Consider the following 24630-nt stretch of genomic DNA (forward strand, 5'->3'; position numbering starts at 1 on the left):
CAACAGCTATTACTGCGTTTTCTTGTTCTCAGACTGTTCTGCCGCAGTGCTGGCATTTCCTTGCCAAAAATCGAAAAAATTGGCCCATTGGTAAGGTTCCAATAAACAATAATGGCTTAACCTGTCAGCATATTTTGTCATCAGTTGATTAAAATACGCCTTGCGTTCATTACGTTTTACTTTGGTAGGCTGAGCAAATTCTTCAATATGCACCTGATACTTACCACTCTCACTGTTTTTCAAACAGGTCATAAAATACACGGGGCAACTCATAATGGTCGCTAAAGCAAAAGGCCCAATAGCAATAGGGGCTGGCTTAGACAAAAATGGTACAAAATCAACACTGTCGGGGTTATTCACCGAGGTACGATCAGCAAAAATCACCACGGCCTCGCCATCTTCGATTTTTTGTTTGAGTTGAATGGTATCGTCTGGGCCAAAGTTATTAATATGAATAAAATTAATCGCTGCATCGGGGTTGATACGTTTGAGAAAATTGTTAAACGAAGGCGCATGTTCATTGTAGGTAATAACATTGAGTTTTTTCTTGTTTGCACCTGAGCTGAAAATGGCCCGACAAATCTCCATGTTACCAAGGTGGGTACTCAAAATTACGCAACCACCGCTGCCAGTCAGGCTTTGGTAACATTGCTCATCAACTATGTCGATATCTGCAATATTAATTTTTCCCAACCACGCATCAAACTTATCCACTATGGCCATACCAAAGGTCAAAAAAACCTTAAAACCATTTACATGCAGCATAAAACGGTTACAAGGTGGCGAATGCCGGCTTATTTCAACCTGTCGCCAATAAGTTAAAATACCGCTACGAGCCTGCCCACCAGTCAAATAAAAATACAACATGACGGGCCAAAAGCAGACCTTAAATAGACCTTTACCAAAAACTTTATAAATCAATACTAGGGTACGGATACCCAATAAACTGCCACGCTCTTTAATGCTTGACCAATGTTGCTGACGGCTCATTTGCTACTCCTGAACTTTCGAGCAATCAGCACAGGCAAGCGCCACAACATGCCAAAAAATAAACGTGTGTGCATCTTGGAAATAAGCCAATTGTCTTTCCACACCATAAAATGAGAGACACCGTCAGGTGGATAGAGCACTTTAGTTGGGATGAAACGAACTTGTAGCCCTTGCCAATAAAGACGCACCATCACCTCAATATCAAAATCCATGCGCTTACCTAAGGCTACCTTATTCACCAGTTGCATATAGGCATCCAGCGGATAAACCCGAAAACCACACATGGAATCTTTAATACTCAAAGACAGGGTTTCTATATAAACCCAAAAATGGGTGATAAAGCGGCCATAATAACGCCCTTTAGAAATACTGCCATCATATACTGGCCGACCACTAATTAGTGCTTGGGGGTGAAGTTTTGAGCACTCAACTAAACGAGCGATATCATGTAAATTATGCTGACCATCAGCATCCACTTGAATGGCATGGCTCATTTGCATTTGATGGGCCAACTGCAAACCCGTTTGCACTGCCGCACCTTTACCGCCATTGATCTCGCGGCGATAAAGCGTCACTAATGCATTTTTAGCGGCTATCTCACTTAATACAGTTTGTGTCTCAACATTACTGCCATCATCAATTAAAATAATCGACAAGCCATATTGGACTAAGTCATCGACTGTATGTGCAATGGCCTGAGTATGGTTATAGTTGGGAATGACAAAACAATACTGTGATCTCACTCAAACAACACCTTGCCGGAAGCATGTTGTCCATGAGCAGAACTGAAGCTGAAGCTATATTTAGTTTCGTTCACTTGGGTCAACTTAAGATTAAGCAGGTAACCCGGACGAATAATAATTTGAAACTTTAATGCACTTAAACCCTGAAACTCGAGGGCACTTTTGCCAAAATACTGCGTTATATATTCAAAAACCCAATGGGTTAATACCACCCCAGGTAATACCGGTGCAGCAGGAAAATGCCCTTGAAAGTAATAAAGATTTTCAGGAACAAGGAGCTGTAAATCAAGAGAATTTTGCTGTTTATCCACTGCCAAAATTTCAGCATGATGTACGAACTCAGTCAAAATAGGACTCCATGGTTAAGCGGTTTATTTTACCTTGGGCATTATAAGGTAATTGCAGGGGATATCTAAATTTTTTTGGTAGGGTAACCGCTTCAAACCACTGACTTAAATAGACTTGAAATTGCCGATTAAACTGATGGGGTGTCAAGCTGTGACGTCGTTGTAACCCTTCCTCACTTAGCTCAATTACTGCCGCCAATTGCTTACGTTGCTGACCGACAATTAATACATAGGCGTCACTTACAAATGCATGCTGCTTTAAACGCAAACGCACTTCGTCTAAAGAAATGCGTTTTTCTTCTACTTTAACGATGTCATCGGCACGCCCTAATAAGCGAAATTGCTGAGTACTGAGTAGCTCAATCCTATCATCAGCAGCATACTCTTCTTGCTGCACATAAGGAGATTGCAACAGTAACAAATCACTATCTGGTTGATAAGAAACCGACATGCCAACAAAGGTACACCAGATTTCGTCCTGCTCAGATGCTCTTTTACGCCACGCAATACCACCCGTTTCGGTGCTGCCATACACTTCGATGAGCTGACAAGTCAGTTGTTGCTGCAAAGCAATATTACAACTGGCATCCAATGGTCCACCGGAGGAAAAAATTGTATGTATGGCGTCTTTTTGCGCCAGCAAAATATTATCTAGTTTAAGTCGGTGTAAATGTGCAGGGCTGGCAATCAAATTTACTTTGATATAATTTTGCTGCTCAATTTTTGCAACTATATGTTCTGGATATTCAAAAGCCTGACACACCACAGCGTGGTTTTTAGTAAAGGGCCATAGCAGTTTATATAACAAGCCGTAAATATGCTGATGAGAAATAGTCGACATAAAAACACTATTATGAATTTCATCTGCAAAGGTCGACTCTAAGGTCTCCACCTCAATATGCAGCTGCTCATAATATTTACCAATCATTTTGGCTTGCCCAGTAGAGCCGGACGTTAAAAAAATAATTTCCGCCTTGGCACTGATCTCTATGATGTCAGCCTCTGCTTCAGGCCAATCAAGAGTGCTAACTATATCAGGCTCAATAGACCCACAACCAATACTGGCGTGCGCCATTTTTTTTACTTGGCGAAGGTGCTCACCCTGAGCATTTTGGGGTAATAAAATAGACTTTTCTGTAGATAGCAAAGCATAAAATAAGGCTGAAAAAATAAAGGTATCCGGCTCGTATAACAACCAGACTTGCTGCTCCATATTGAGTAACTGCTGGCGATACCCAGCAAATAGATTTACCCACTCTTTATTGCTATGGTGGCCATCAACAAACTTAATTTGCATGGGATCTAATTGGTAGACTGCTACTTCCATTTGTCTTTATTACTTCCCTTGAGACGCTGTTTGCTAGTTGTTACTTGGAGAAAATGAGAGCTATATTATTGATTAATTAACTTATGTAGAACGTCAATAAGATCAGCAATAGTTCTGACTTGTTTGAAATTTTCTGGCTCTATTGAACGCCCCGTTTCAGCTCTTAACCTAACGACCAAATCAACCACATCAATACTATCAATATCCAGATCTTCATAAATATTTGTGCTGGGTACTATATCCCCTTGGTCAATCTCAAATTCATTGACCAAGATCGTGGTGACCATTGCTAAAATCTGTTCGTTATCCATCGACATTAAACCTTACTTGATACTCTGAATGAAATTACTTAATGATTTAACCGAATAGAAATGTTTCTTACTGTCGTCGGTATTACCGTCAATTTTAACATTGTAGGCATTTTTGATCGCCACGCCTAATTCTAGTGCATCAATAGAATCTAAGCCTAGTCCATCCACAAATAAGGGCGCATCATCATCAATTTCTTCTGGGGTAAGATCTTCTAAATCTAACGCTTCTATGATCAGTAATTTAATCTCGTGAGTTAGTTCACTCATCTTTTTTCCTTTTCTCTAACAATAATTAAATAGTGTAAATACCAAGCGTTTAATAGCAGAATCTAACTAGCAATAAGCAATCACTCATACTTGGATTGAAGTTTTTCAAGAGCAATTTTTGACCTAATTATACAAACACACGCTACACCTTATACACCCCATCCTGCGGAGCGCCAATCATATCAAGCTATGATTTATAAGCAATTATTCAAAGCAATGTTACTCGCTTATTTGCGCCTAAATCCCAGAACTTTGTACCTTGTCATTTCTGTTTAGTTGCCACAATTGTTGATTTACTGTCGCTACATACTGAGTCTCATCGCCCATGTAAAATTTCATAAAATCCAAAGCCTGATGATCACTGTGAGTTGCAGCCTCAGTTTGACTCTGGGTTAATTGAAACATGGCCGAAGGGGTTTGGGCAGCCTCGATCAACAAACCAATACCAATTGAAACGTCATGCTCGACATATTGGCTATAACACTCGGGTACAACTAAATCACAATAAACATAAAGAATGCGTGGCAATTTGTTAGCCTTTAGTTTGGCCACACTATCTATCAAGCCAACCATAAAACTACTTTGCCCCGCGGCAATCGCCGAAATGGGCGCTTGATTCCCGCTAAAAATACTAAATAGACCTACGGCAGCATTGTGCACCGACAAACCAAATTGGGTAGGAGATAAATCCTTGCCTTGTGCAATATCTTCAATCAGCCCAGTGGTACGGTGTAAATCACCATGGCGAGAAGAAAATACAACGGGTATGTCAGATTGTGCGCTGCCGCTAGCTTCAATAGCGCAATGTAGGGCGATTTTGGCAAAAGGACTCAAACGACGCCTTTGCATGGCCGGGATATCTGCAAGGGGAGGTAAAGCCAGTTCTGCCTGCATAACCAACAGCCCTTTTTGCCAACGGGACCAATCTTCTGGCGTTGCTAAACCACTAGCCCAAGCTACACATTTGGCAATATTAAAAGCTAGGCTCATATTACATCCCTATTAAAATGCGTGAAGCTTACTAAAGCTGAGGGTCAGGTTCAACTAGGTAGGTTGTCAAAAACTAATCGACAGGGTTTAAGTATGAATGGTTGTGCACTTATTAAACACCCACTGTAGTTTGGATTGTCTAACTCTATAGTTTGAAAATAATGAGCGCTAATATTGCCCTCATTCTGTACTAAACAATCAACCATATTTTGCTGGCTGACTAAGGAAAACGACAACTGAGTCGCTTTAAAGTAAGCCTCTTTGGCCGTCCATAATTGATAAAATCGTTTGGTTTGCTCAGGATGATTGATAAGCATGTTTTGTTCAGTCGTCGTGGCAAAATCCACAACTAATTCAGCAAAACTTCTGGTTTTGTGCTGTTCAATATCAAGACCTAGAGCACAAGGAAATAGTGCCAAGGCCACTGCAACATATTGGCCACTATGAGTGATAGAGATATTGATGCTGTGTTGTTGAACTTGCCAATAACGATGTTCAAACAATTCATATTCATGAGTAAGAGGTAGACCAAGCAGCTCAAGTAGAGCCTGTTTCACTAGCCAACGCCCCATAAAAAACTGCTGTTTTCGCACCTTACCCTTAAAACCAAGATAGCGTTGCTGGTCTTTTTCATTAAGGATCAAAGGTATGTGTTGTGTTTCCGCGAACGGTTCAAGTTCACAGTAAAACAAATAAACGTTTGGCTCAGACAAAAACCTCAACTCCTAAGACTGCAAAATTGCGAACATCGATACTGTCTTATCATTCTCAATAATCATGTTAAACTCCCACGATGTGCCGCAGACCAGATGTTTTATGCCCTACCCCAACTTATTATCACCATTAAATTTGGGTTTTACCACTCTTAGCAATCGAGTCATTATGGGCTCCATGCACACCAACCTCGAAGAACAACAGAATGGCTTCGAGCGCTTAGCCGCTTTTTATGCCGAAAGAGCAGCTGGTGGCGTTGGTTTGATAATTACCGGTGGGGTATCGCCTAATACATCAGGTATTTTAGCCCCAAACCGAGTCATACTCAGTGATCACAAACATGTTACCGCTCACCAACTTATCACCCAAGCCGTGCATCAGTTTAGTACTAAAATTTGTATGCAAATATTGCATGCAGGACGTTACGGTTACCATAGCAAAATAGTCGCCCCGAGTGCCATTCAAGCACCCATCACGCCTTTTTTACCCCATGCTCTAAATGCTGAAGAAATTGAGCAACAGCTAGAAGACTTTGTAAACTGCGCCTATCTAGCCAAGCAGGCAGGTTATGATGGTGTTGAAATTATGGGTTCGGAAGGCTACTTAATAAATCAGTTTATTTGTTTGCATACCAATCAGCGTAGTGACCAATGGGGCGGCAGTTTTGCAAATAGAATGCGCTTTCCTTTAGAGGTCATCAAGCGCATTCGCCAACGTTTAGGCCACAATTTTATACTCATCTTTCGTTTATCTATTTTAGATTTGGTTAATCAAGGTAGTAACTTTGATGAAGTTATAACCTTGGCCCTGGCCTTGCAAAAAGAAGGTGTGGATATCATCAATAGTGGTATTGGTTGGCACGAAACACGTGTACCAACCATAGCGGGTGTTGTACCTAGAGCGGCTTTTAGTAGCATTACTGCGCGGGTGAAAAAGCACTTAAGCATACCTATTGTCGCTTGCAACCGCATTAATACTCCAGAAATTGCCGAAGCCATATTAGTTAACAACGAAGCCGATATGGTGTCTATGGCCAGACCTTTTTTGGCAGACAGTCATTTTGTTAATAAAGCAAAAGCCGATAGCGCCGACACCATTAATACCTGCATCGCCTGCAATCAGGCCTGCCTCGATCATATTTTTGTTAATAAAGTTGCTAGTTGTCTGGTTAATCCCCGTGCTGGTTTTGAAACCCTGCTTAAATTTGAGGCCGTCAGTCAAGCTAAAAAACTGGCGGTGGTAGGCGCCGGGCCAGCCGGTGCAATGTTTGCCATTTATGCCGCCCAACGTGGCCACAGCGTCACCTTGTACGAAAAAAGTAATCGCGTCGGCGGCCAACTCAACCTTGCAGCTAAAGTTCCCGGCAAAGAAGAGTTCAAAGAGTTTTTACGCTATATCAATACCACTTTGCAGCAATCTACTGTAGAGCTAAAACTGCTGTGTGAGCCAAGCATAAATGACTTAGCTCACTATGATGAAGTGATTTTAGCAAGCGGCACTATTGCCCGTGAATTGACTATTCCTGGCGCTAATCATCCTAAAGTAATAGCTTATCAAGACCTTATCGAAGGCGGGCCAAAAGTAGGTGACAAAGTCGCCATTATTGGCACTGGAGGCATTGCCTTTGATGTGGCGGCAAAACTCATTGCTACCCATACAGAAGCGTGGTCTATAAGTCAGCAACGAGACTATTTTGCCGCTCGTTGGGGGATTGACTACGCCAATACCAGCAGTGGTGGTTTATGTGAATCAACAGACAATACTCTGAGCGACAAACAAATTACCATGCTGCAACGTAAGATACGTAAACCCGGTGCAGGTTTAGGCCAAACAACAGTATGGATACATCGAGGCGAATTAAAACGTCAAGGTGTGAAGACGATATCGCGAGCAGATTATGTGGCTATTTCTGATGAAGGGCTGACTTTCAGTCTACGTGGCGAAGAAAAGACCTTAGATGTGGATGCTATCGTGGTATGTGCCGGGCAATTAAGCCACATTACTTATGAGTTAACGGATTTTAAGCAACCAGTACATGTGATTGGTGGCGCCAAAAAAGTGCTAAAACTGGATGCAAAAAATGCCATTGAAGAAGCGGCATGGTTAGCCGCCAAAATATAAAGTGGCTTGAACAATCATTGACTTTAGCTACATCTCAATAAATGATCGTGAATAAATTTATGCAAAACAGTTAAACAGGGAGAATATAAAACGATGGAGCAGGAACTTTGAGTCACATCAGTAAAATTTGGCGTTTTTTCGCTACAGCATTTTCTTTCGCAGTATTTGGCTTGGGCGGCATATTGTTAGCCTTATTCTGGTTACCGGTTTATCGCTTAATTCATCAAGATGAAATGCGCCGCAAAGAAGCCTGTCGTTATGCAGTACATGTGACATTTAAAGGTTTTATATGGCTGATGTATATTGTTGGCGTGACCAAAGTGACGACGAGTGACATCACTAAACTTAAACATTTAAAAGGTAAGATAGTGATCGCCAACCACCCATCATTAATAGATGTTGTGGTGCTTATTTCCTTAATTCGTAATGCCGATTGTGTGGTTAAACAATCACTATGGCAAAACATCTTCACTCGCGGCATTTTACGAAATACCGGTTATATCAGTAACGCCAATCCCGAAGGCTTAATAGAGGATTGCCAACTTTCCCTGCAGCAAGGTAGTAATTTAATCATCTTTCCTGAAGGTACTCGCACTAAACCGGGCAGTGCATTAGCCTTTCAACGCGGAGCGGCCAATCTAGCTTTACGTATTGGCGCCAATTTTCAGCGGGTATTAATTAAAGTATCCCCCCCTGCATTAACCAAAGGTTGGCCTTGGTATAAGATCCCACCTCGGCAAATTCACCTAGAATTGAAAGTATTAGACGAGTTTGATATCTCCTCCTATACAGATGGCAACATTAGTTTGGCCGTTCGGCAACTAACCCGAGACTTACAACATTTGTATGAAGATGAATTAGCCCATTTTGATTCTGCATCTTAGGTGTTAGACTTCTGCCCATAACTCTGGACTGACCAGATCCACCCCTCCAGACTTAACTAATTAGATTGCTAAACCATTCTCAGGCTAAAAGAATGGAGTCCGACCAATATTGTGGAAAAAATGAATATGAAGAGTGACATTTACCAACAACTGAAAGGCATCTTGGTTAACTATTTTGAGTTACCCGAAAATATGATTACCCCAGAAACCGACTTATATGAAGAACTTGAGTTGGACAGTATTGATGCTATTGACCTTATGGTTAAACTACGTGAATTAACCGACTTGGATATTGAGCCTGACTCTTTTAAACAAATACGTACTGTTGGTGATGTGGTGGACGAATTACAGCAGTTAATGGAAGCTTAGGCTTGTCAATTTTTATTGGTCTGTTAGCGCTACTTTACCCCTTAATTGCTTATCTAGGTTTGACTGTTGGCTCACCCAGTATAGTGGCCGGTGGTCTTATCATTGTTGTATTACTGCGTTTGAAATTTGGCAAATCAACTCTGTTCAATAAAAACCAAACAAAGCTCTTTGCCCTGAGCATGCTCATAGTATTAGGTTATTCATTATTGACTGATACCAGCGATGGCATACGGTTTTACCCAGTGGCAATGAGCCTATTATTTTTGTTCATTTTTGCTCAGTCCTTATGGTCAAAACAAAGCTTAATCGAACGCATTGCGCGGATCACCGAACCAAACTTACCCGCTAGCGCGGTGTCATATACTCGCAAAGTCACCCTAGTGTGGTGTATGTTTTTTTTCATCAATGCAGGCATTGCTGCTTACACCGCTTTATTTAGTTCAATGGAGATATGGACCTTTTACAATGGCCTGCTGTCGTACTGTATAATGGGCTTAATTGGTGCCATCGAATGGTTGGTACGTAAACGCTATAAATATAAACCAGTGACACAATAACCCTTAACGCAAAAATGGATGTTTAATTATGCAATGGCTTTTATCAGCAACTTTGGTTTTTCTGATTAATATTCAAAGCATTATGGCCGTAGAATTGAGTTTTTCGTGGGCGACTGATAAAGAATTAGCAGGCCAGTTTGTACAAGAAAAACACCTCACCGCATTAACACAACCCTTTATCACCAAAGGGCATTATCATTACAGTAAAAACACAGGGTTGAGCTGGAAAACTGACTATCCCATGGTGAGTGAAATACGCATTAATAGTGAAGGTGTAAGTGAAGTTCAGCCTGATGGTAGTCTAAAAAGCCTCACCACCGACTCACAGCTGAGCGAACTATTGCTGGCGATTTTCAGTGGAGAGCCAGCAATATTGCAACAACAGTTCGAGATTGAACAAACAGAAAACTCAGTGATTTTGCTGCCTAAAGTCGCCCAAATAGCACAAGTAATAGAAAAAATCACTGTGCACTTAGATGGCCAAGTCATTACAGAAATCATCCTTCATGAGCCAGCAGGAAATTACACCAAAATCATTCTGACCAGCAGTAATCCCCAAGAAAACTAAGGACTTAGTTCATTGTTTAACCTGACTCAAACTCGCCTTCAGTACACTTGGGTAGTCGTCACCATCCTACTCATCTCAGTATTAATTTATAATGCCTTGCAGCGTTCGATTAAATTTGATGCTGATATACTTAATTTATTGGATATTGGCGACAACGCAGGTTTGTTAACCAAAGTCGCCAGTGAACCCTTTCAAAATAAAGCCCTCTTACTGATCCAACATAGCGATCAGCAACAAGCAAAAACCTATTTACGCCAAATACACAGCGCCATTGTCAAATTGCATGTAAGTGAACAAATCAGCCTTAATCCCAGCGACAAACTAGATATTCAAGCCTTAGTTGCCACTTACAGTGACTACCCCTTAGCCTTTCTCAGCAATGATGGGCAAGCTGCTAGAGCTAATAATAACTATGGCTTTATTATCAGCCGCTATATGCAAATGTTGAGTCAACCTTCTAATCCGCTAGTGTCACTGAGTATCAACAAGGCTCCTTTACTCAATCTGGCAGATTGGTTTAGTGCCCGCTTACACAATAGCCAATGGAAAAAAGACGACAACCTGCTTTATATAGAGCAAGCAGGGCAACGTTATTATCCTTTATTTATGGAACTTAAGTCCTCGGCGGTACAGTTAGATCAAGTGGTTTCCACAGTGGCATTAATCGAGCAAGTACTCCAGCAACACCAGCCCTCACCTTCAGTTACCATCATTAAGAGTGGGCTACTTTTCCACAGCGCCGCAGTAACCCAACGCGCTCAATTTGAAATGCAGTTATTCAGTGTCATATCCTTAATCGGCGTATTACTGCTAACCCTAATAAGCTTTAGAAGCTTGCGCCCTTTGATAGGCATTGTGCTGTTAATAAGTGCCTCAATGTTGGCTGGCATGGCGGCTTTAGTGCTGATCTTCGCCAAAATACATTTATTGTCATTGGTCTTCGCCATTAGCTTAATCGGCATTGCCGTGGATTATGGCTACCATATTTTATTTACAGCTAAATACACAGGTAAAAACGGAGCAGAATTAGCCAAACACATCACTCCAGCCTTATTGATGGGTGCGGGCACGACTTTACTCAGTTACCTCTTACTGTTGTTATTACCCATACCCCTGTTGCAACAAGTGGCGGTTTTTGTGGGGGCGGGACTGATATTTGCCATTTTCACTGGCTTGACGGTGATAAGCTCTTGGTCAGCCAAAAATGTCACGGTATCGCCTTTAATCAAGCATCCCAGGACAAGCAACAAGATGTTCAGCTTAGTGCTTGGTGTTATGTTTGTTTGCAGCATAGCCGCTGTCACCCAGTGGCATTTTGAAGACAATATCAATATCTTTAATAGCACCCCACAAACACTGATAGATGACGAAATTAAAGTCAGTAAATTGGTGGGCAACTTGCAATATCCGCGGTTTATCAGCGTCAGTGGCAAGGATCAACAACAAGTCCTACAACGTTTTGAAAAGGTACGCCACACTCTAAATACATTAAGTAATGCTGAATATGAGCTAAGAGGTATAGATCAATGGCTACCACCTATCACCACGCAACAAGCCAATGAACAATGGTTAATAAGTGGCATCGAAGACGGCCAACTCAGTCCTATAGTCGGGCTACTGTCTAACAATACTGTCAACATGTTGCACACAAGACCTAAGTCATGGATGACTGCAGACAAACTTCCCACCTTCATTCAACAACTGTATCCCGCTTTCATTGAACACGCAGACGAGACAGTGGGCATATTAAGTTATATGGGACCATTAGATGAGAGGCTCTATGCACAACTGCAAAGTCAGCTGGAATTTGAGATCAATTATTACGACAAACCAGCTCAATACAGTGCAGCCCTAAGCAAGTTACGCCATTATATTTTGTACTTTTTAGCCATGGCGGTAGTGGCACTACTACTACTGATGACCCTGCGTTATGGTTGGCGTAAGGGTTTGATCCTTGGCATGTTTCCCTTATTAACCGCCTTTAGTGCCTTGGCTATCACTGTCTTGATATCGAGTTATGTGACTATCTTTAACCTACTGGCCTGTATTTTAATTTTGGCCCTAAACGTTGATTATGTGGTTTTTCTTAAGGAACATGGCAAAGTCAATTATGTGCTCAAATCAATATTATTATCTGCCGCCACCTCGGCACTGGCCTTTGGTATGATGGTTTTTAGTAATACCCCAGCCATATGGCAATTTGGTTTAACCGTTTTGTTAGGGGTGAGTTTAGGTTGGTTGTTGTGCCACTTTATGCCCTCTACTTTACTCACTCAAAAGGAAGCCCAGGCATGAGACTAGGCTTCCTTGTTCTGCTTATGTTGTTAATCACAGCTTGCTCAAGTATTAATCACTCAAATACGGCCATCCCCCTTGACCAATACAGTCAGTATTATCTGCAAAAGATACCAACGGCTTTACACAACCAAGCAAGCCTACAAAAACTGACTATTACTTCTGCCCAAGGCAAACATGAATTGCTGTTACAAACTGAGCTGAGAGAAAATACCATCTCCATGGTAGGCCTATCTCCCGCGGGTTTAGTTTTATTTAACATGAGGTGGTCAGTAGAAGCAGGGTTAACGGTTGAAAGTAAGGTTGCCCTTAACGAGCTCAAACCAGAAATCATGCTCGCTTTTTACCAATTAGCAGTGTGGCCACTAACAGATATTCAAGCAGGATTAAGCGGTTTAAAGGTGTCGCTGTCGCCATCAGATAATAGAAAACGCGAGTTTTATTTACATGATGTTTTAATATTTAGCGTTTTACACCAAGAGCAACATAGCCAAATGATCCATTTACGCGATCACTATCAAATAGATATTCTGACCCTACAGCAAACCCAATTAGAGAATTAACAATGTCTGGCAGAACTTTATATTACCAAGTCGCGATGGCCTTGCTATTGTGTTTATCCGTCCTAAAAGTACAGGCCAAGGATGACTACACATTGGAAGTTGGCGCAGGTTTTACCGCAGGCCAATTACCCGAATATTTAGGCTCGCCAGATGATTACGAGTTTGTACTGCCGTTTCCCTATATCTATTATAAAGATGACAGCCTGACCATTGCGCAAAATACCCTAAAAGACCAGTTGTATACCATTGGCCCTTTTGAGTTATCTCTGTCTGCCTCAGGTGCTATTCCAGTAAAAAGTAGAACTGGCTCACTGCGTGCTGACATGCCTGACTTAGGCTGGGTCGGAGAGCTTGGCCCTGCATTAGAATATAAGTTATCTCCACAACTCACCCTAGCCCTGCAAGTGCGTAAAGCCATTGGTTTTGAGAGCTCTTCCTTTAGTGATGTGGGTTGGCATTCGTCCACCAGACTGATGTGGCATAATAGCTTAAGTTTACACAAACTAGGTGACTTGATATTACATACTGAGCTGTCCATCGACCACGCGGATAGCCATTATCACCAGTATTATTATGGCGTCGATTCAAGCTACCAAACCTTTGACAGAGCTTTTTATGCAGCCAAATCAGGCATTAATAACATGGCCTTATCTTCGGGTTTAACCTGGCGTTATAAACAACTTTGGTTAGGTTTATATGCAAAATATTTTGACCTAAGTAAGGCGGCTAATAAAGCCAGTCCTCTGCTGGTTGAAAGCAATCAACTTAGCGCTGGCATAGCCTTTTCATGGATTTTTTGGACAAACAAACGAGGAGAATAATGAATGAATAAATTACTAATAATAACTATCACAACTGGAGTTTTACTCTCGAATAGTGTTTGGGCAAAAGATGAAATACTCAAATTTGAAATTACCCCCTTATTACAATCCAGCAAAGCAAAAGAAGTATTGTATGACGTGCCTTTGTATTTTGCTGATCAGGCATACGCTAAAACCGACAGAAAATTAAAGGGCATGACCACAAGTCAAAAAACCAATGCCTTTAATAAATCTGCTCAAGAAGCCTGCGAATGGGCATTTTTATCCGCCATTAAAGTCTTTCAATTGAAAGCACAAAGGGAAGGAATGGATGCTGTCGTAAACATTACTTCAAATTACAAACATCATGAATTTTCAAGTACCACTGAGTTTGAATGTGGCTCGGGGAATATTATTGCGGGTGTTGCATTAAAAGCAGATTTGGTTAAGTTTTCTAATTAATGCAGCAATTAAATTAAGTCCATATAGGGACAAGAATTAAAGCAAAAAAAAGCGCCTCTTTTACAAGAAGCGCTTTTTAAATACTGTTTAATTAAAGCTGAACAGCTTTAGTTACGATTTTTACCAACATCCAATTTTTGGATTTTGACAAAGGACGGCATTCACGTACTGTGACTACGTCGCCTTCGTTACATTGGTTTGTTTCGTCATGAGCGTGTAGCTTAGTAGTACGTTTAATGAACTTACCATAAATAGGATGTTTCACTTTACGTTCTACTGCAACGGTAATGGTTTTATCCATTTTGTTGCTAACCACACGACCTTGCACTGTACGAGTTGATTCAGTCATTACGCTGCAGCCTTCTCAGTCAAAATGGTTTTAACACGCGCAATACTACGACGCACTTTACGAAGACCATCAGTTTTTTCAAGCTGACCTGTGCTCGCTTGCATACGTAAGTTGAATTGTTCACGTAATAAACTTAAAAGTTCTACGTTCAATTCTTCGACGCTTTTTTCTTTCAGTTCTGTCGCTTTCATTACATCACCGTCCGAGTTACAAAGGTGGTTTTAAACGGCAGTTTCGCAGCTGCTAATTCAAATGCTTCACGAGCTAATGCTTCTGGAACTCCGTCCATTTCATATAACACGCGACCTGGTTGAATTTGGCATACCCAGTACTCAACGCTACCTTTACCTTTACCTTGACGCACTTCTAGAGGCTTCTGAGTAATTGGCTTGTCAGGGAAAACCCGAATCCAGATTTTTCCTTGACGTTTAACAGCACGAGTCATGGCGCGACGAGCCGATTCGATTTGGCGAGCAGTCATACGACCACGGCCAACTGCCTTAAGGGCGTAAGTACCAAAACTTACGTTGCAACCAGTGGCTAGACCACGGTTACGACCCTTATGCATTTTACGGAACTTCATACGTTTAGGTTGTAACATAATTATTAGCCCTCACGCTTAGCAGTACGAGGCTTCTTCTTAGGTGCAGGAGCAGCCGCTGGCTGTTCATGAGTAAGTGGTAAACCACCTAATACTTCACCTTTAAAGATCCATACTTTAACGCCAATGATACCGTAAGTTGTTAACGCTTCTGACGTTGCATAGTCGATATCAGCACGGAAAGTGTGTAGTGGTACACGACCTTCACGATACCATTCAGTACGTGCAATCTCAGCGCCGCCTAAACGACCGTTAACTTCAACTTTGATACCCTTGGCACCAATACGCATTGCGTTTTGTACCGCGCGCTTCATAGCACGACGGAACATTACACGACGCTCTAATTGGCTTGCGATGCTATCAGCAACCAACTGGCCATCTAGTTCTGGCTTACGCACTTCAGCAATGTTGATCTGAGCTGGCACGCCGGCTAGCTTAGATACATGCTTGCGGATCTTCTCTACGTCTTCACCTTTTTTACCGATAACCACACCTGGACGGGCTGTGTGAATAGTCACACGGATCGCTTTGGCAGGACGCTCGATAATGATTTTAGACAAAGAAGCTGCTTTAAGCGCCTTAGTCAGATACTGACGTACCTGATGGTCGTTAAACAGGTTATTTGCATAATCTGCAGTATTCGCGTACCAGGTAGATGTCCATGGTTTGCTGATACCCAGGCGTATACCTGTAGGATGTACCTTCTGTCCCATTACTTTCTCCTAGTTATCAGACACAACAACAGTGATGTGACTGCTACGCTTAAATATACGATCAGCACGGCCTTTGGCTCTTGGCTTGATACGCTTCATAGTTGGACCTTCATCAACAAAGATTTGCGAGACAGTCAATTCGTCGATGTCCGCTCCTTCGTTGTGTTCGGCGTTCGCAATCGCTGATTCTAATACTTTTTTGATTAGATCGGCGCCTTTCTTAGGACTATAGGTCAAAAGTTCAAGGGCCTTTTCAACGTGTAAACCACGAATTTGATCTGCTACCAAGCGCGCTTTTTGAGCCGAAGTACGGGCGTGACAATGTTTAGCTAATGCTTGCATTTTTATCTCCCTTATTTCTTGGCTTTCTTATCCGCGACATGGCCGCGGTAAGTGCGTGTTGGCGCAAATTCGCCCAACTTATGGCCGACCATTTCGTCAGAGACGAAAACTGGAACATGTTGGCGACCGTTATGGACCGCAATGGTCAACCCAATCATATCTGGGATGATCATAGAGCGACGAGACCAAGTTTTGATTGGTTTCTTGTCGCTCTTTTCCACTGCAGCCTCAACCTTCTTCAACAAGTGTAGGTCTATGAATGGACCCTTCTTGAGAGAACGTGGCATGGTGAATCCTCGCTGTTACTTATTACGACGACGTACGATAAGTTTATCGGTACGCTTGTTACTACGTGTTTTCTTACCCTTAGTAGGAATACCCCAAGGTGTAACGGGATGACGGCCACCAGAGGTACGACCTTCACCACCACCATGTGGGTGATCTACTGGGTTCATGGCAACACCGCGCACTGTTGGGCGAACACCGCGCCAACGAGTTGCACCAGCTTTACCAAGTGAACGTAGCATATGTTCTGCATTACCGATTTCACCAATGGTGGCACGGCAATCTGCCAATACTCGGCGAACTTCACCAGAACGTAAACGAAGCGTTATATAACCTTCGGCACGAGCTAGGATCTGCGCGTAAGTACCTGCTGAACGAGCAATTTGTGCACCTTTACCAGGCTTCATTTCAATAGCGTGTACCGTAGTACCTACTGGAATGTTACGCATTGGTAAAGTATTACCTGCTTTAATCGCAGCGTCTGGACCAGATTGAACCTGATCACCAGCTTTAGCACCTTTAGGAGCTAAAATATAACGACGCTCACCATCTGCATACAACACCAAAGCGATGTTAGCAGAACGGTTTGGATCATATTCTAAACGCTCAACAGTGGCTGGAATGCCATCTTTATTACGTTTAAAATCGATAACGCGATAATGCTGCTTGTGGCCACCACCAACATGACGCACGGTAATGCGACCATTGTTGTTTCGACCACCAGACTTGCTATTTTTTTCTAATAAAGGCGCATATGGTGCACCTTTATGTAGATCAGGGTTGGTTACCTGAACTACGTGACGACGACCAGGAGAAGTCGGTTTAGCTTTCAATAATGGCATATCTAATCCCCTTCTTACTCTGCGCCGCCACTGAAGTCGATGTCTTGACCTTCTTTAAGCACGACGTAGGCTTTTTTCCAGTCTTTACGCTTACCAAAAGATGAACCGTGACGCTTGGTTTTACCCTTAACGTTCATAGTACGAACTGAGTCGACTTCAACTTCAAACAATTTTTCAACTGCTTGTTTGATTTCTTCTTTGTTCGAATCTTTGGCTACTTTAAGCACAACAGTGTTGTTGCTTTCAGCGGCTAGCGTTGCTTTTTCAGAAACATGTGGTGCTAATAACACCTTAAGTAGACGCTCTTCATTGATCATGCTAACGCCTCCTCTAATTGCTTCACTGCAGCAGCAGTCATCAATACTTTCTCAAATGCAATAAGACTTACTGGGTCAATGCCCTGAACATCACGTACGTCAACTTTATACAAGTTGCGTGCAGACAAGAATAAATTCTCATCAACTTCTGATGTCACAATAAGCACGTCTTTTAGTTCAAGAGCCGCTAATTTAGAAAGTAATTCTTTCGTTTTAGGGCTCTCAACTGAAAACTGTTCGACCACGATTAAACGGTCTTGACGTACCAATTCAGACAAGATGCTTTGAATCGCACCACGGTACATCTTCTTGTTAACTTTTTGGCTATGGTCTTGTGGTTTTGCAGCAAAAGCTACACCACCAGAACGCCAAATGGGGCTACGGATTGTACCAGCACGGGCACGACCAGAACCTTTTTGTTTCCAAGGCTTTTTTCCACCACCGCGAACTTCAGCGCGTGTTTTCTGTGCACGAGAACCTTGACGGGCTCCGGCACCGAAAGCTACTACTACTTGATGTACTAGTGCTTCGTTGAATTCACGTCCAAAGGTTGCTTCGGATACTTCAAGAGCGCCTTTGGCGTCTTTCAATACTAATTCCATCACTTAACTCCCCAGACGTTACGCTTTAACTGCAGCTTTCACGATGACATCGCCACCAGGAGCTCCAGGAACGTTACCTTTTACTAATAAAAGGTTGTTCTCAAGATCAACACGAACTACATCCAAAGACTGTACGGTGATACGCTTGTTACCAAGCTGACCAGCCATTTTTTTGCCTTTGAAAACTTTACCTGGGCTTTGGTTTTGACCAATTGAACCAGGTGCACGGTGAGACAATGAGTTACCGTGTGAGTTACGTTGATGACTGAAGTTCCAGCGTTTAATAACACCAGCAAAACCTTTACCTTTTGAAGTACCCGCTACATCAACCATTTTGGTATCAGCAAACATTTCAACAGTTAATTCACTGCCTACTACGATGCCTTCACCTTCATTGGCTTCTAAACGGAACTCCCACAAACCGCGACCAGCATCAACACCAGCTTTAGCAAAATGACCTGCTTGAGCTTTGTTTACACGGTTAGCTTTTTTGTCGCCAGCCGTTACTTGTAGCGCGTTGTATCCGTCGGTTGCTTCAGTACGTAACTGAGTAACACGATTCGGAGTTGCTTCAATAACAGTCACAGGGATTGAAACGCCATCTTCAGTGAAGATACGAGTCATACCTACTTTACGACCGATAAGACCAATCGCCATGTTAAAACCCTCTCTTGTTAGCCCAGGCTGATTTGAACATCAACACCAGCAGCCAAGTCCAATCTCATTAAAGCATCTACTGTTTTATCAGTAGGCTCAATGATATCTACCAAACGCTTGTGTGTGCGGATTTCATACTGATCACGCGCATCTTTATTTGCATGAGGAGAAACCAACACTGTGTAGCGCTCTTTACGAGTTGGCAGTGGAATAGGACCGCTAACCTGAGCACCTGTACGCTTCGCAGTTTCAACGATTTCAGCCGTAGACTGATCGATCAATTTATGATCAAACGCTTTCAAACGAATACGAATTCTTTGATTTGGCATCGATTAAGCTCCAATCGAAAGAACAAAAAAAATCATCCTCAACCACCTAAATCATAGTGGGGGGATGTGTGTGTTTACCGCCGACCCCCAATTGGGGTCTTGTTTATAAGATTGGTTATTTGTAATAGTGCAGTTGCACATTAACCCTAACCAAAATCACCGTCCATCAGAACAAGTGGGCGCGAATTATACATGTGTTGAGTTAGGATGCAACATTAAAACCAAAGAATTTACTATGTATATCCTTGTTTAATGACTAGGTAGTTATAATTTAAGACAAATATAAAAAGGACTTTAACAACCAAGACCCTAGCCTTTGGCTTCCAACATGGCGATCAGTTGATGCCAAATGCCTAATTGTCCGATGATCAATTTAATGCACACTAATAAAGGTACCGCTAATAACACTCCCACAGCGCCCCACAACCAGCCCCAAATAATTAACCATAAAATCACAATTAGTGGGTTAAGACGCATGTGTTTACCAAGAATAGTCGGAGTAACAAATTGTGATTCAATGATGTTGAACATTAAATACACCAAAGGTGGCACTAAGGCTGCGGGTACCATGCCATATTGAGTTAAACCGGCGAGTGATAATATACACAACCCTATCAGGCTACCCACATAGGGAATAAAATTTAACATCGCTGCTAACACTCCCCACAGCAAGGCATCCTCAACACCCAGCAGTTGAAGACATAATGCAGTACATGCACCCAGCCCCAAATTAATCAAACTAATCGTACTGATATAACGTGATAATACCCGCTGAATATTGCCTACTAGGGATATTGCCTGTCGCTTTTCATGATCTTTGGCTAAACCATCCACATAAGCTTGAAACAAGGAAGGGCCAAATATCAGTAGAAACAGGATTAGTACTAAGCCTGTCAAAATTTGCGCTATGACTATGGGCGTGGCTGCGAGCATAGTCACTAGTATTTCCATACCTCCCTGCTTGATCCTTTCAGTCACAATATTTTTTTCGGGCTCTTTGGGCTGTTCAACAGATTCATCGGAAAACCAACCAAAAAGGCGAAAACCAGACTTAGTTTCAGTTTTTACGTCTTTAGTGGTCTCATCACCATGGATAGCTTCATTGAGAGAGTTGATTTGTTCACTAAATTGTAAAGACAATTGCGGCAGTAATTTGGCCCATTTCTGTACGGGTTCGGCTAACTGCACCCCTAACAAACTAAAGGGGGCAATTAACATAGTGAGTAGTACCAAAGCAGATAGAAAGCGCGGCACATGCACTCGTTCTAACATCGTCACCAAAGGACTCATTAATAAGGCAATTAATAAGGTAACTACAAATGGTATAAATAAAGTTTGCGCTAGATACAAAGTATACAGAAGTGCCAATACCGCTAATATCACCAGCGCAGTATCGGCTTTAATTTTTCGTTTTGGAGCATTAACAGCTGAGTCCTGTTCTGTATTACTCATCGCTTTCATGACCTTAAAATTATTACTGATAATCCAAAGGCTATCCTAACCATAAAGGAGAGGCTTAATCCATTTATATCAAAGTGAAAAATTAAAACGCATATCATCCGTAACCAATGTCATCCTTTAACAATGCACAAATAGATTCACAAATCCTTAACACTGCGTTACTACATACTGTTTTTATGACAAAGAGAATAGATCTAACAACTAGCGACCAAGCACATCTGGAAGGAAATTTGCTAATGTCGTTGCGAATACGGCAGATCAATTTGAGTCGTAAAATTAACACTCATAACGCGCAGACGTTTGGCGAGTGTCTTACTTTCAAAAATAGGAAAAAACAGGCCACAATCAAAGTGACATAGGCCTTATTATTATTATCAATACATCACGCTTTTACAGATCATAAAAACGACTAGGGATACCCAGTTTCATTAGAATCGATTAGCACTTCTAATACTCTGGATGTTGAAGAGTAACCATCATGACTACAAATCACTCTACCTTGCCCTTTGTAAAGCAAAATAGTACGCGCCAAATCCTTTTTCCCATAATTAAATGGAATCCAAGCTTTACCCGTTTGATGGGTTGTTGTTGCAGTTGGCTGACCAACAAGGTCGTAGACCTCTTGCATCGACATCCCTTCAGTAATTACATCAAGACTTTGTTTAGCTGAACTACTTGACACCTTTGCCGCTACAGATGTTTTAGCTGTGGCGGTTTGGCTGGAGTCACGTAATCCATCTAGATCGACCATGCCCTTTGCATATTGTTGATCTTTAGATTTACCGACATCATCCGCTGCGTTATCAGCATATTTACGGAGTTTTCTATGAGCATCACTTTCAGCAACTTCATATAATGCTGAGTAATATCTGCTATTGCCAGATTGTCCCAAGGCCTTACATAACCAGGCTAAGGTATCAATATCACCTTTACTCGCATTAGGATAACGTTGTAATAAAACTTCTGCAGCAACATCTAATACTTCGGTATCTTTCAGCCCAGTATTATAGATACTTTCAGCAGCTTGTTTGATGCTTATCATGCCTCCGCGAGTCAACTGATTGATATAACGCTCACCCACCACGTCAGCCGCAAAAGTTATATTAAAAAACGAACTCATCACCATTGCTACTATAAATCGTTTCATCTCTATTTCCTTTTAGTTAATGAACTTTTTGAACATGTCTTATTTAAAAAACGAGAAATTATTCAAAGAAGAATTAGGAGAATAAACACCTTTTTTCTAAAAGTCCAAACAAGCAAATTGTATTATTTTTACAAAAGCAAATGTACTGGTTTTGGCAAAAATCAATTTAGCGGAGGTTGGTGACAAATTAGTTACAGTTCAAGTTAGTTAAGGGAGTTGGTTTGATACCTTAAATTTCAATCCATGTTGCGCATAAATCGATGTAACAAGAGCATTGTAATTTGAAATACAACTAACAAGCTTCTAGACACAGGTCACTGAATTATAAAGCCATCACCTAGGTTTAAATAGAAAGCTATTTGCCTTAGATAACGTGTCAGTTATAGTAAGCGGCAACATAGATGTAAAAGTAAAATATAACAATAATGACCGACACAGATCCCCTTCAAGATAAGCTCATGCAAATTCACCAGATTTTGGCGGTACATCCGTCATTGATGGATGCCTATCATAAACTTGAGCCTTTTATCCTGAACCTATTTGATGCTGAACGTATGAGTATCTTTCAGCGTCGTCGGCAACATCAAGATTTAGTAGCCCGGTTTAAAACCGGTAAAGAAACTAAAGAAATCAAAGTACCAATCAGTCCACTATCTATTGCCGGTTATGTGGCACTGAGCCAAAGTCCCTTATTGATCAACGACCCTTATAATCAGCAAGAACTGGCGGGCATTCACCCACGTTTAAAGTTTGCCGACAAATTTGATAAAACCTCCACCTTTAAAACCCGCAATATTATTTGCATTCCCATCCTTGATTCAGGGGTTTTGATGGGCGTCATGCAGATCATTAATAAAAAAGAAGGGGTGTTTGAACAGGACGATCTTGATCTCGCCAATACTGTTGCCGATATTATGGGCAAAAAATTTCGGTATGAATTAGGTGGCACTAGTCAGCCATTTGAATATCTAGTGCATCGCAAACTGCTCAGTGAAGATCAACTCAACAAATTAACTGAAGGCAGCAGTGATAATCGTCAGCTTATCCAACGATTAACCTCCGAATACCGCATTCCAGATGAAGAACTTGGTAACGCGTTATCAGTGCATTACCAAGTGCCGTTTTTGCCATACCTGCCCGATAAATATCATATGTTTCAAAGTGAGAGCCGCTTAAATCTCTCTTATTTGAAACGTAATTTTGTCGCGGTATTAGCAGACGTAGCAGACAACCCCATTGTATTGATGGCCGAGCCCAACAACGCCACCTTGTTAATGGAAATCGAAAGCGCCTTAGGTATAGACAGCTACGAAATATCAGTGAGCTTGCCCAGTATAGTGCTGCAATATCTCGGAGAAGCAGTAGGTGGCGCTGGCCCTGGCGCGATGGATGAAATCCTTGACGAGATTGGTTCAAGTGCTGATGAGTTAGACGAGCATACTGATGAAATGTCTGACGATGCACCAGCGGTTGTGCGTTTGGTCAGCCGCGTATTACATGATGCTAAACGCCTCAATGCTTCAGATATTCACGTCGACCCTGAAAAAAATGCGCCCACTCGGGTGCGTATGCGTATAGATGGTGTATGTCGCGACATCACTCAAGTGCCTGCTTCCCATCATAGTGCAGTGATTGCCCGCATTAAGATAATGTCCAACCTGAACATTGCTGAAAAACGTGTACCTCAGGATGGTAAATTGTCGTTTCGCATGAACGGCCAACTCATAGAGGTGCGGGTTGCGACCATCCCCACTGTGGCCGGTGAAGGCGTAGTTATGCGTATACTAGCCTCAGGCGGCGCTCTGCCAATTGGTAAAATGAATTTATCGCCAAATAATTACGCCACGATCGAAACCATGGTCAAAAAACCTCATGGTATTCTGCTAGTAGTAGGGCCGACAGGTTCGGGTAAAACCACTACCTTGCATGCCATACTCGGTCATATTAACACCCCCGAGAAAAAAATCTGGACGGCAGAAGATCCAGTAGAAATAACCCAGGCCGGACTACAACAAGTTCAAGTCAGCCCCAAAATTGGTTTTACCTTTGCTAATGCGTTGCGCGCCTTTTTACGGGCCGACCCAGACATCATTCTAATTGGTGAAATGCGCGATAAAGAAACCGCCCATGCCGGTATTGAGGCTTCGCTAACCGGTCACTTAGTGTTTTCGACCTTGCATACCAATTCAGCGCCAGAAACCATTACCCGTCTGTTAGATTTAGGTATGGATCCGGTTAACTTTTCGGATGCTTGTGTAGGCATACTCGCGCAACGTTTAGTGCGCACCATTTGTGGTAACTGCAAAGAAAAGTACCCTGCCAGCGAAGTAGACATTGGATTTATCAAACGTCAATACGGCGAGGCCTACCTTGCAGAACTCAAGCTACCAGAAACCATTATGCTGCACCGTGGCAAAGGTTGTGACGAGTGTGGTAATACTGGCTACCGAGGCCGTACCGGGGTGCATGAGTTGTTGTCGATGACATCAGAATTACGCACGCTAGTTTATAAAGAAGCTTCGGTACATGAGATGAAAGCCCAAGCCATGAAAGACGGCATGCGCACTCTTACTCAAGATGGCATATTAAAAGTGCTGAAAGGTGATACTGACATCGCGCAGGTACAGATTATTAGTGGTTTGGCGTAGGTTTATCGCTAAAGACGGCTGGGAATAAA

The 24630-nt window shown here is 42.1% G+C and carries 31 protein-coding genes; 10 read left to right on the top strand and 21 right to left on the bottom strand.

What is annotated here, in order from left to right:
- Nucleotides 1-9: 9 nt before the first annotated feature.
- The 8 genes from AX660_RS11450 to AX660_RS11485 form a co-directional block, all read right to left on the bottom strand.
- Nucleotides 10-990, bottom strand: coding sequence for an LpxL/LpxP family acyltransferase (locus AX660_RS11450; protein ID WP_068376581.1), 981 nt, complete (start codon nucleotides 988-990; stop codon nucleotides 10-12).
- On the bottom strand, nucleotides 987-1733 hold the full coding sequence (locus AX660_RS11455; RefSeq protein WP_068376584.1) for a glycosyltransferase family 2 protein: 747 nt from the start codon (nucleotides 1731-1733) through the stop codon (nucleotides 987-989). The genes AX660_RS11450 and AX660_RS11455 overlap by 4 nt, the downstream gene beginning before the upstream one ends.
- A complete protein-coding gene (locus AX660_RS11460; RefSeq protein WP_068376586.1) occupies nucleotides 1730-2080 on the bottom strand; it encodes an ApeI family dehydratase in 351 nt (116 codons plus the stop codon). The genes AX660_RS11455 and AX660_RS11460 overlap by 4 nt, the downstream gene beginning before the upstream one ends.
- The gene (locus AX660_RS11465) at nucleotides 2073-3407 is read right to left on the bottom strand and encodes an AMP-binding protein (protein WP_068376588.1); all 1335 of its coding nucleotides are present in this window, start codon (nucleotides 3405-3407) and stop codon (nucleotides 2073-2075) included. Before AX660_RS11465 ends, AX660_RS11460 begins: the two co-directional genes overlap by 8 nt.
- Nucleotides 3408-3472: 65 nt before the next feature.
- Nucleotides 3473-3718 (bottom strand): acyl carrier protein, encoded by a 246-nt coding sequence (locus AX660_RS11470; RefSeq protein WP_068376590.1) that lies wholly within the window; start codon nucleotides 3716-3718, stop codon nucleotides 3473-3475.
- 12 nt (nucleotides 3719-3730) lie between these two features.
- On the bottom strand, nucleotides 3731-3985 hold the full coding sequence (locus AX660_RS11475) for a phosphopantetheine-binding protein (protein WP_068376592.1): 255 nt from the start codon (nucleotides 3983-3985) through the stop codon (nucleotides 3731-3733).
- A gap of 237 nt (nucleotides 3986-4222) precedes the next feature.
- The gene (locus AX660_RS11480; RefSeq protein WP_068376595.1) at nucleotides 4223-4975 is read right to left on the bottom strand and encodes a beta-ketoacyl synthase chain length factor; all 753 of its coding nucleotides are present in this window, start codon (nucleotides 4973-4975) and stop codon (nucleotides 4223-4225) included.
- Nucleotides 4976-5025: 50 nt separating this feature from the next.
- On the bottom strand, nucleotides 5026-5688 hold the full coding sequence (locus tag AX660_RS11485; protein ID WP_068376596.1) for a 4'-phosphopantetheinyl transferase family protein: 663 nt from the start codon (nucleotides 5686-5688) through the stop codon (nucleotides 5026-5028).
- A gap of 103 nt (nucleotides 5689-5791) precedes the next feature.
- Here AX660_RS11485 and AX660_RS11490 point away from each other — a divergent pair, with 103 nt between their 5' ends.
- From AX660_RS11490 to AX660_RS11530, 9 genes are all read left to right on the top strand, one after another.
- Nucleotides 5792-7810 (top strand): NADPH-dependent 2,4-dienoyl-CoA reductase, encoded by a 2019-nt coding sequence (locus tag AX660_RS11490; protein WP_068376600.1) that lies wholly within the window; start codon nucleotides 5792-5794, stop codon nucleotides 7808-7810.
- Between the two features lie 107 nt (nucleotides 7811-7917).
- Nucleotides 7918-8694, top strand: coding sequence for a lysophospholipid acyltransferase family protein (locus AX660_RS11495; protein WP_068376603.1), 777 nt, complete (start codon nucleotides 7918-7920; stop codon nucleotides 8692-8694).
- 126 nt (nucleotides 8695-8820) lie between these two features.
- A complete protein-coding gene (locus tag AX660_RS11500) occupies nucleotides 8821-9063 on the top strand; it encodes an acyl carrier protein (RefSeq protein ID WP_106404059.1) in 243 nt (80 codons plus the stop codon).
- 2 nt (nucleotides 9064-9065) lie between these two features.
- Nucleotides 9066-9620: a COG4648 family protein gene (locus tag AX660_RS11505; RefSeq protein WP_068376608.1), complete on the top strand. Its 555-nt coding sequence runs from the start codon at nucleotides 9066-9068 to the stop codon at nucleotides 9618-9620.
- Nucleotides 9621-9648: 28 nt separating this feature from the next.
- On the top strand, nucleotides 9649-10188 hold the full coding sequence (locus AX660_RS11510; protein WP_068376611.1) for an outer membrane lipoprotein carrier protein LolA: 540 nt from the start codon (nucleotides 9649-9651) through the stop codon (nucleotides 10186-10188).
- 12 nt (nucleotides 10189-10200) lie between these two features.
- Nucleotides 10201-12483: an MMPL family transporter gene (locus AX660_RS11515; protein ID WP_068376615.1), complete on the top strand. Its 2283-nt coding sequence runs from the start codon at nucleotides 10201-10203 to the stop codon at nucleotides 12481-12483.
- Nucleotides 12480-13046, top strand: coding sequence for a DUF3261 domain-containing protein (locus AX660_RS11520; RefSeq protein WP_157884328.1), 567 nt, complete (start codon nucleotides 12480-12482; stop codon nucleotides 13044-13046). Before AX660_RS11515 ends, AX660_RS11520 begins: the two co-directional genes overlap by 4 nt.
- A gap of 2 nt (nucleotides 13047-13048) precedes the next feature.
- Nucleotides 13049-13867 (top strand): MipA/OmpV family protein, encoded by an 819-nt coding sequence (locus tag AX660_RS11525; protein ID WP_068376621.1) that lies wholly within the window; start codon nucleotides 13049-13051, stop codon nucleotides 13865-13867.
- A 3-nt stretch (nucleotides 13868-13870) separates the two neighbouring features.
- Nucleotides 13871-14308 (top strand): excinuclease ABC subunit A, encoded by a 438-nt coding sequence (locus AX660_RS11530; RefSeq protein ID WP_068376624.1) that lies wholly within the window; start codon nucleotides 13871-13873, stop codon nucleotides 14306-14308.
- A 91-nt stretch (nucleotides 14309-14399) separates the two neighbouring features.
- Here the strand turns inward: AX660_RS11530 and rpsQ are convergent, their stop codons facing one another.
- The 13 genes from rpsQ to AX660_RS11595 form a co-directional block, all read right to left on the bottom strand.
- Nucleotides 14400-14657: a 30S ribosomal protein S17 gene (gene rpsQ, locus AX660_RS11535; RefSeq protein WP_068376628.1), complete on the bottom strand. Its 258-nt coding sequence runs from the start codon at nucleotides 14655-14657 to the stop codon at nucleotides 14400-14402.
- Nucleotides 14657-14848 (bottom strand): 50S ribosomal protein L29, encoded by a 192-nt coding sequence (gene rpmC, locus AX660_RS11540; RefSeq protein ID WP_068376631.1) that lies wholly within the window; start codon nucleotides 14846-14848, stop codon nucleotides 14657-14659. Before rpmC ends, rpsQ begins: the two co-directional genes overlap by 1 nt.
- Nucleotides 14848-15258, bottom strand: a complete 411-nt coding sequence (rplP, locus tag AX660_RS11545; RefSeq protein ID WP_068376635.1) for a 50S ribosomal protein L16 — start codon at nucleotides 15256-15258, stop codon at nucleotides 14848-14850. Before rplP ends, rpmC begins: the two co-directional genes overlap by 1 nt.
- Nucleotides 15259-15263: 5 nt before the next feature.
- Complete coding sequence (rpsC, locus tag AX660_RS11550) at nucleotides 15264-15971, bottom strand: 30S ribosomal protein S3 (RefSeq protein ID WP_068376639.1); 708 nt, start codon at nucleotides 15969-15971, stop codon at nucleotides 15264-15266.
- A 9-nt stretch (nucleotides 15972-15980) separates the two neighbouring features.
- Entirely contained in the window at nucleotides 15981-16313 is a 333-nt protein-coding gene (gene rplV, locus AX660_RS11555; RefSeq protein ID WP_068376641.1) for a 50S ribosomal protein L22, read from the bottom strand.
- A gap of 11 nt (nucleotides 16314-16324) precedes the next feature.
- Nucleotides 16325-16600: a 30S ribosomal protein S19 gene (gene rpsS / locus AX660_RS11560; RefSeq protein ID WP_068376644.1), complete on the bottom strand. Its 276-nt coding sequence runs from the start codon at nucleotides 16598-16600 to the stop codon at nucleotides 16325-16327.
- A 15-nt stretch (nucleotides 16601-16615) separates the two neighbouring features.
- Entirely contained in the window at nucleotides 16616-17440 is an 825-nt protein-coding gene (gene rplB, locus AX660_RS11565) for a 50S ribosomal protein L2 (RefSeq protein WP_068376647.1), read from the bottom strand.
- Between the two features lie 14 nt (nucleotides 17441-17454).
- A complete protein-coding gene (rplW, locus tag AX660_RS11570; protein WP_068376650.1) occupies nucleotides 17455-17757 on the bottom strand; it encodes a 50S ribosomal protein L23 in 303 nt (100 codons plus the stop codon).
- Nucleotides 17754-18359, bottom strand: coding sequence for a 50S ribosomal protein L4 (gene rplD / locus AX660_RS11575; RefSeq protein WP_068376653.1), 606 nt, complete (start codon nucleotides 18357-18359; stop codon nucleotides 17754-17756). Before rplD ends, rplW begins: the two co-directional genes overlap by 4 nt.
- Nucleotides 18360-18377: 18 nt before the next feature.
- Nucleotides 18378-19016 carry a 50S ribosomal protein L3 gene (rplC, locus tag AX660_RS11580; RefSeq protein WP_068376656.1) on the bottom strand — a complete coding sequence of 213 codons (639 nt, stop codon included), beginning with the start codon at nucleotides 19014-19016 and terminating at the stop codon, nucleotides 18378-18380.
- Between the two features lie 17 nt (nucleotides 19017-19033).
- A complete protein-coding gene (gene rpsJ, locus AX660_RS11585; RefSeq protein ID WP_068376659.1) occupies nucleotides 19034-19345 on the bottom strand; it encodes a 30S ribosomal protein S10 in 312 nt (103 codons plus the stop codon).
- A gap of 309 nt (nucleotides 19346-19654) precedes the next feature.
- Nucleotides 19655-20797: an AI-2E family transporter gene (locus AX660_RS11590; RefSeq protein WP_082768882.1), complete on the bottom strand. Its 1143-nt coding sequence runs from the start codon at nucleotides 20795-20797 to the stop codon at nucleotides 19655-19657.
- Between the two features lie 418 nt (nucleotides 20798-21215).
- Complete coding sequence (locus AX660_RS11595; RefSeq protein ID WP_068376664.1) at nucleotides 21216-21953, bottom strand: hypothetical protein; 738 nt, start codon at nucleotides 21951-21953, stop codon at nucleotides 21216-21218.
- A gap of 458 nt (nucleotides 21954-22411) precedes the next feature.
- Here AX660_RS11595 and AX660_RS11600 point away from each other — a divergent pair, with 458 nt between their 5' ends.
- Entirely contained in the window at nucleotides 22412-24601 is a 2190-nt protein-coding gene (locus tag AX660_RS11600) for a GspE/PulE family protein (RefSeq protein WP_235594722.1), read from the top strand.
- The last annotated feature ends 29 nt before the right edge of the window (nucleotides 24602-24630 follow it).

The organism is Paraglaciecola hydrolytica, from assembly GCF_001565895.1.
GTDB classification, from domain to species: Bacteria; Pseudomonadota; Gammaproteobacteria; order Enterobacterales; family Alteromonadaceae; genus Paraglaciecola; species Paraglaciecola hydrolytica.

Coding starts and splice junctions, on each gene's coding strand:
- AX660_RS11450 (WP_068376581.1), bottom strand. CDS start 990: ATGAGCCGTCAGCAACATTGGTCAAGCATTAAAGAGCGTGGCAGTTTA.
- AX660_RS11465 (WP_068376588.1), bottom strand. CDS start 3,407: ATGGAAGTAGCAGTCTACCAATTAGATCCCATGCAAATTAAGTTTGTT.
- AX660_RS11470 (WP_068376590.1), bottom strand. CDS start 3,718: ATGGATAACGAACAGATTTTAGCAATGGTCACCACGATCTTGGTCAAT.
- AX660_RS11475 (WP_068376592.1), bottom strand. CDS start 3,985: ATGAGTGAACTAACTCACGAGATTAAATTACTGATCATAGAAGCGTTA.
- AX660_RS11480 (WP_068376595.1), bottom strand. CDS start 4,975: ATGAGCCTAGCTTTTAATATTGCCAAATGTGTAGCTTGGGCTAGTGGT.
- AX660_RS11490 (WP_068376600.1), top strand. CDS start 5,792: ATGCCCTACCCCAACTTATTATCACCATTAAATTTGGGTTTTACCACT.
- AX660_RS11500 (WP_106404059.1), top strand. CDS start 8,821: ATGAAGAGTGACATTTACCAACAACTGAAAGGCATCTTGGTTAACTAT.
- AX660_RS11510 (WP_068376611.1), top strand. CDS start 9,649: ATGCAATGGCTTTTATCAGCAACTTTGGTTTTTCTGATTAATATTCAA.
- AX660_RS11520 (WP_157884328.1), top strand. CDS start 12,480: ATGAGACTAGGCTTCCTTGTTCTGCTTATGTTGTTAATCACAGCTTGC.
- AX660_RS11525 (WP_068376621.1), top strand. CDS start 13,049: ATGTCTGGCAGAACTTTATATTACCAAGTCGCGATGGCCTTGCTATTG.
- AX660_RS11530 (WP_068376624.1), top strand. CDS start 13,871: ATGAATAAATTACTAATAATAACTATCACAACTGGAGTTTTACTCTCG.
- rpsQ (WP_068376628.1), bottom strand. CDS start 14,657: ATGACTGAATCAACTCGTACAGTGCAAGGTCGTGTGGTTAGCAACAAA.
- rpmC (WP_068376631.1), bottom strand. CDS start 14,848: ATGAAAGCGACAGAACTGAAAGAAAAAAGCGTCGAAGAATTGAACGTA.
- rplP (WP_068376635.1), bottom strand. CDS start 15,258: ATGTTACAACCTAAACGTATGAAGTTCCGTAAAATGCATAAGGGTCGT.
- rpsC (WP_068376639.1), bottom strand. CDS start 15,971: ATGGGACAGAAGGTACATCCTACAGGTATACGCCTGGGTATCAGCAAA.
- rplV (WP_068376641.1), bottom strand. CDS start 16,313: ATGCAAGCATTAGCTAAACATTGTCACGCCCGTACTTCGGCTCAAAAA.
- rpsS (WP_068376644.1), bottom strand. CDS start 16,600: ATGCCACGTTCTCTCAAGAAGGGTCCATTCATAGACCTACACTTGTTG.
- rplB (WP_068376647.1), bottom strand. CDS start 17,440: ATGCCATTATTGAAAGCTAAACCGACTTCTCCTGGTCGTCGTCACGTA.
- rplW (WP_068376650.1), bottom strand. CDS start 17,757: ATGATCAATGAAGAGCGTCTACTTAAGGTGTTATTAGCACCACATGTT.
- rplD (WP_068376653.1), bottom strand. CDS start 18,359: ATGGAATTAGTATTGAAAGACGCCAAAGGCGCTCTTGAAGTATCCGAA.
- rplC (WP_068376656.1), bottom strand. CDS start 19,016: ATGGCGATTGGTCTTATCGGTCGTAAAGTAGGTATGACTCGTATCTTC.
- rpsJ (WP_068376659.1), bottom strand. CDS start 19,345: ATGCCAAATCAAAGAATTCGTATTCGTTTGAAAGCGTTTGATCATAAA.
- AX660_RS11590 (WP_082768882.1), bottom strand. CDS start 20,797: ATGAGTAATACAGAACAGGACTCAGCTGTTAATGCTCCAAAACGAAAA.
- AX660_RS11595 (WP_068376664.1), bottom strand. CDS start 21,953: ATGAAACGATTTATAGTAGCAATGGTGATGAGTTCGTTTTTTAATATA.
- AX660_RS11600 (WP_235594722.1), top strand. CDS start 22,412: ATGCAAATTCACCAGATTTTGGCGGTACATCCGTCATTGATGGATGCC.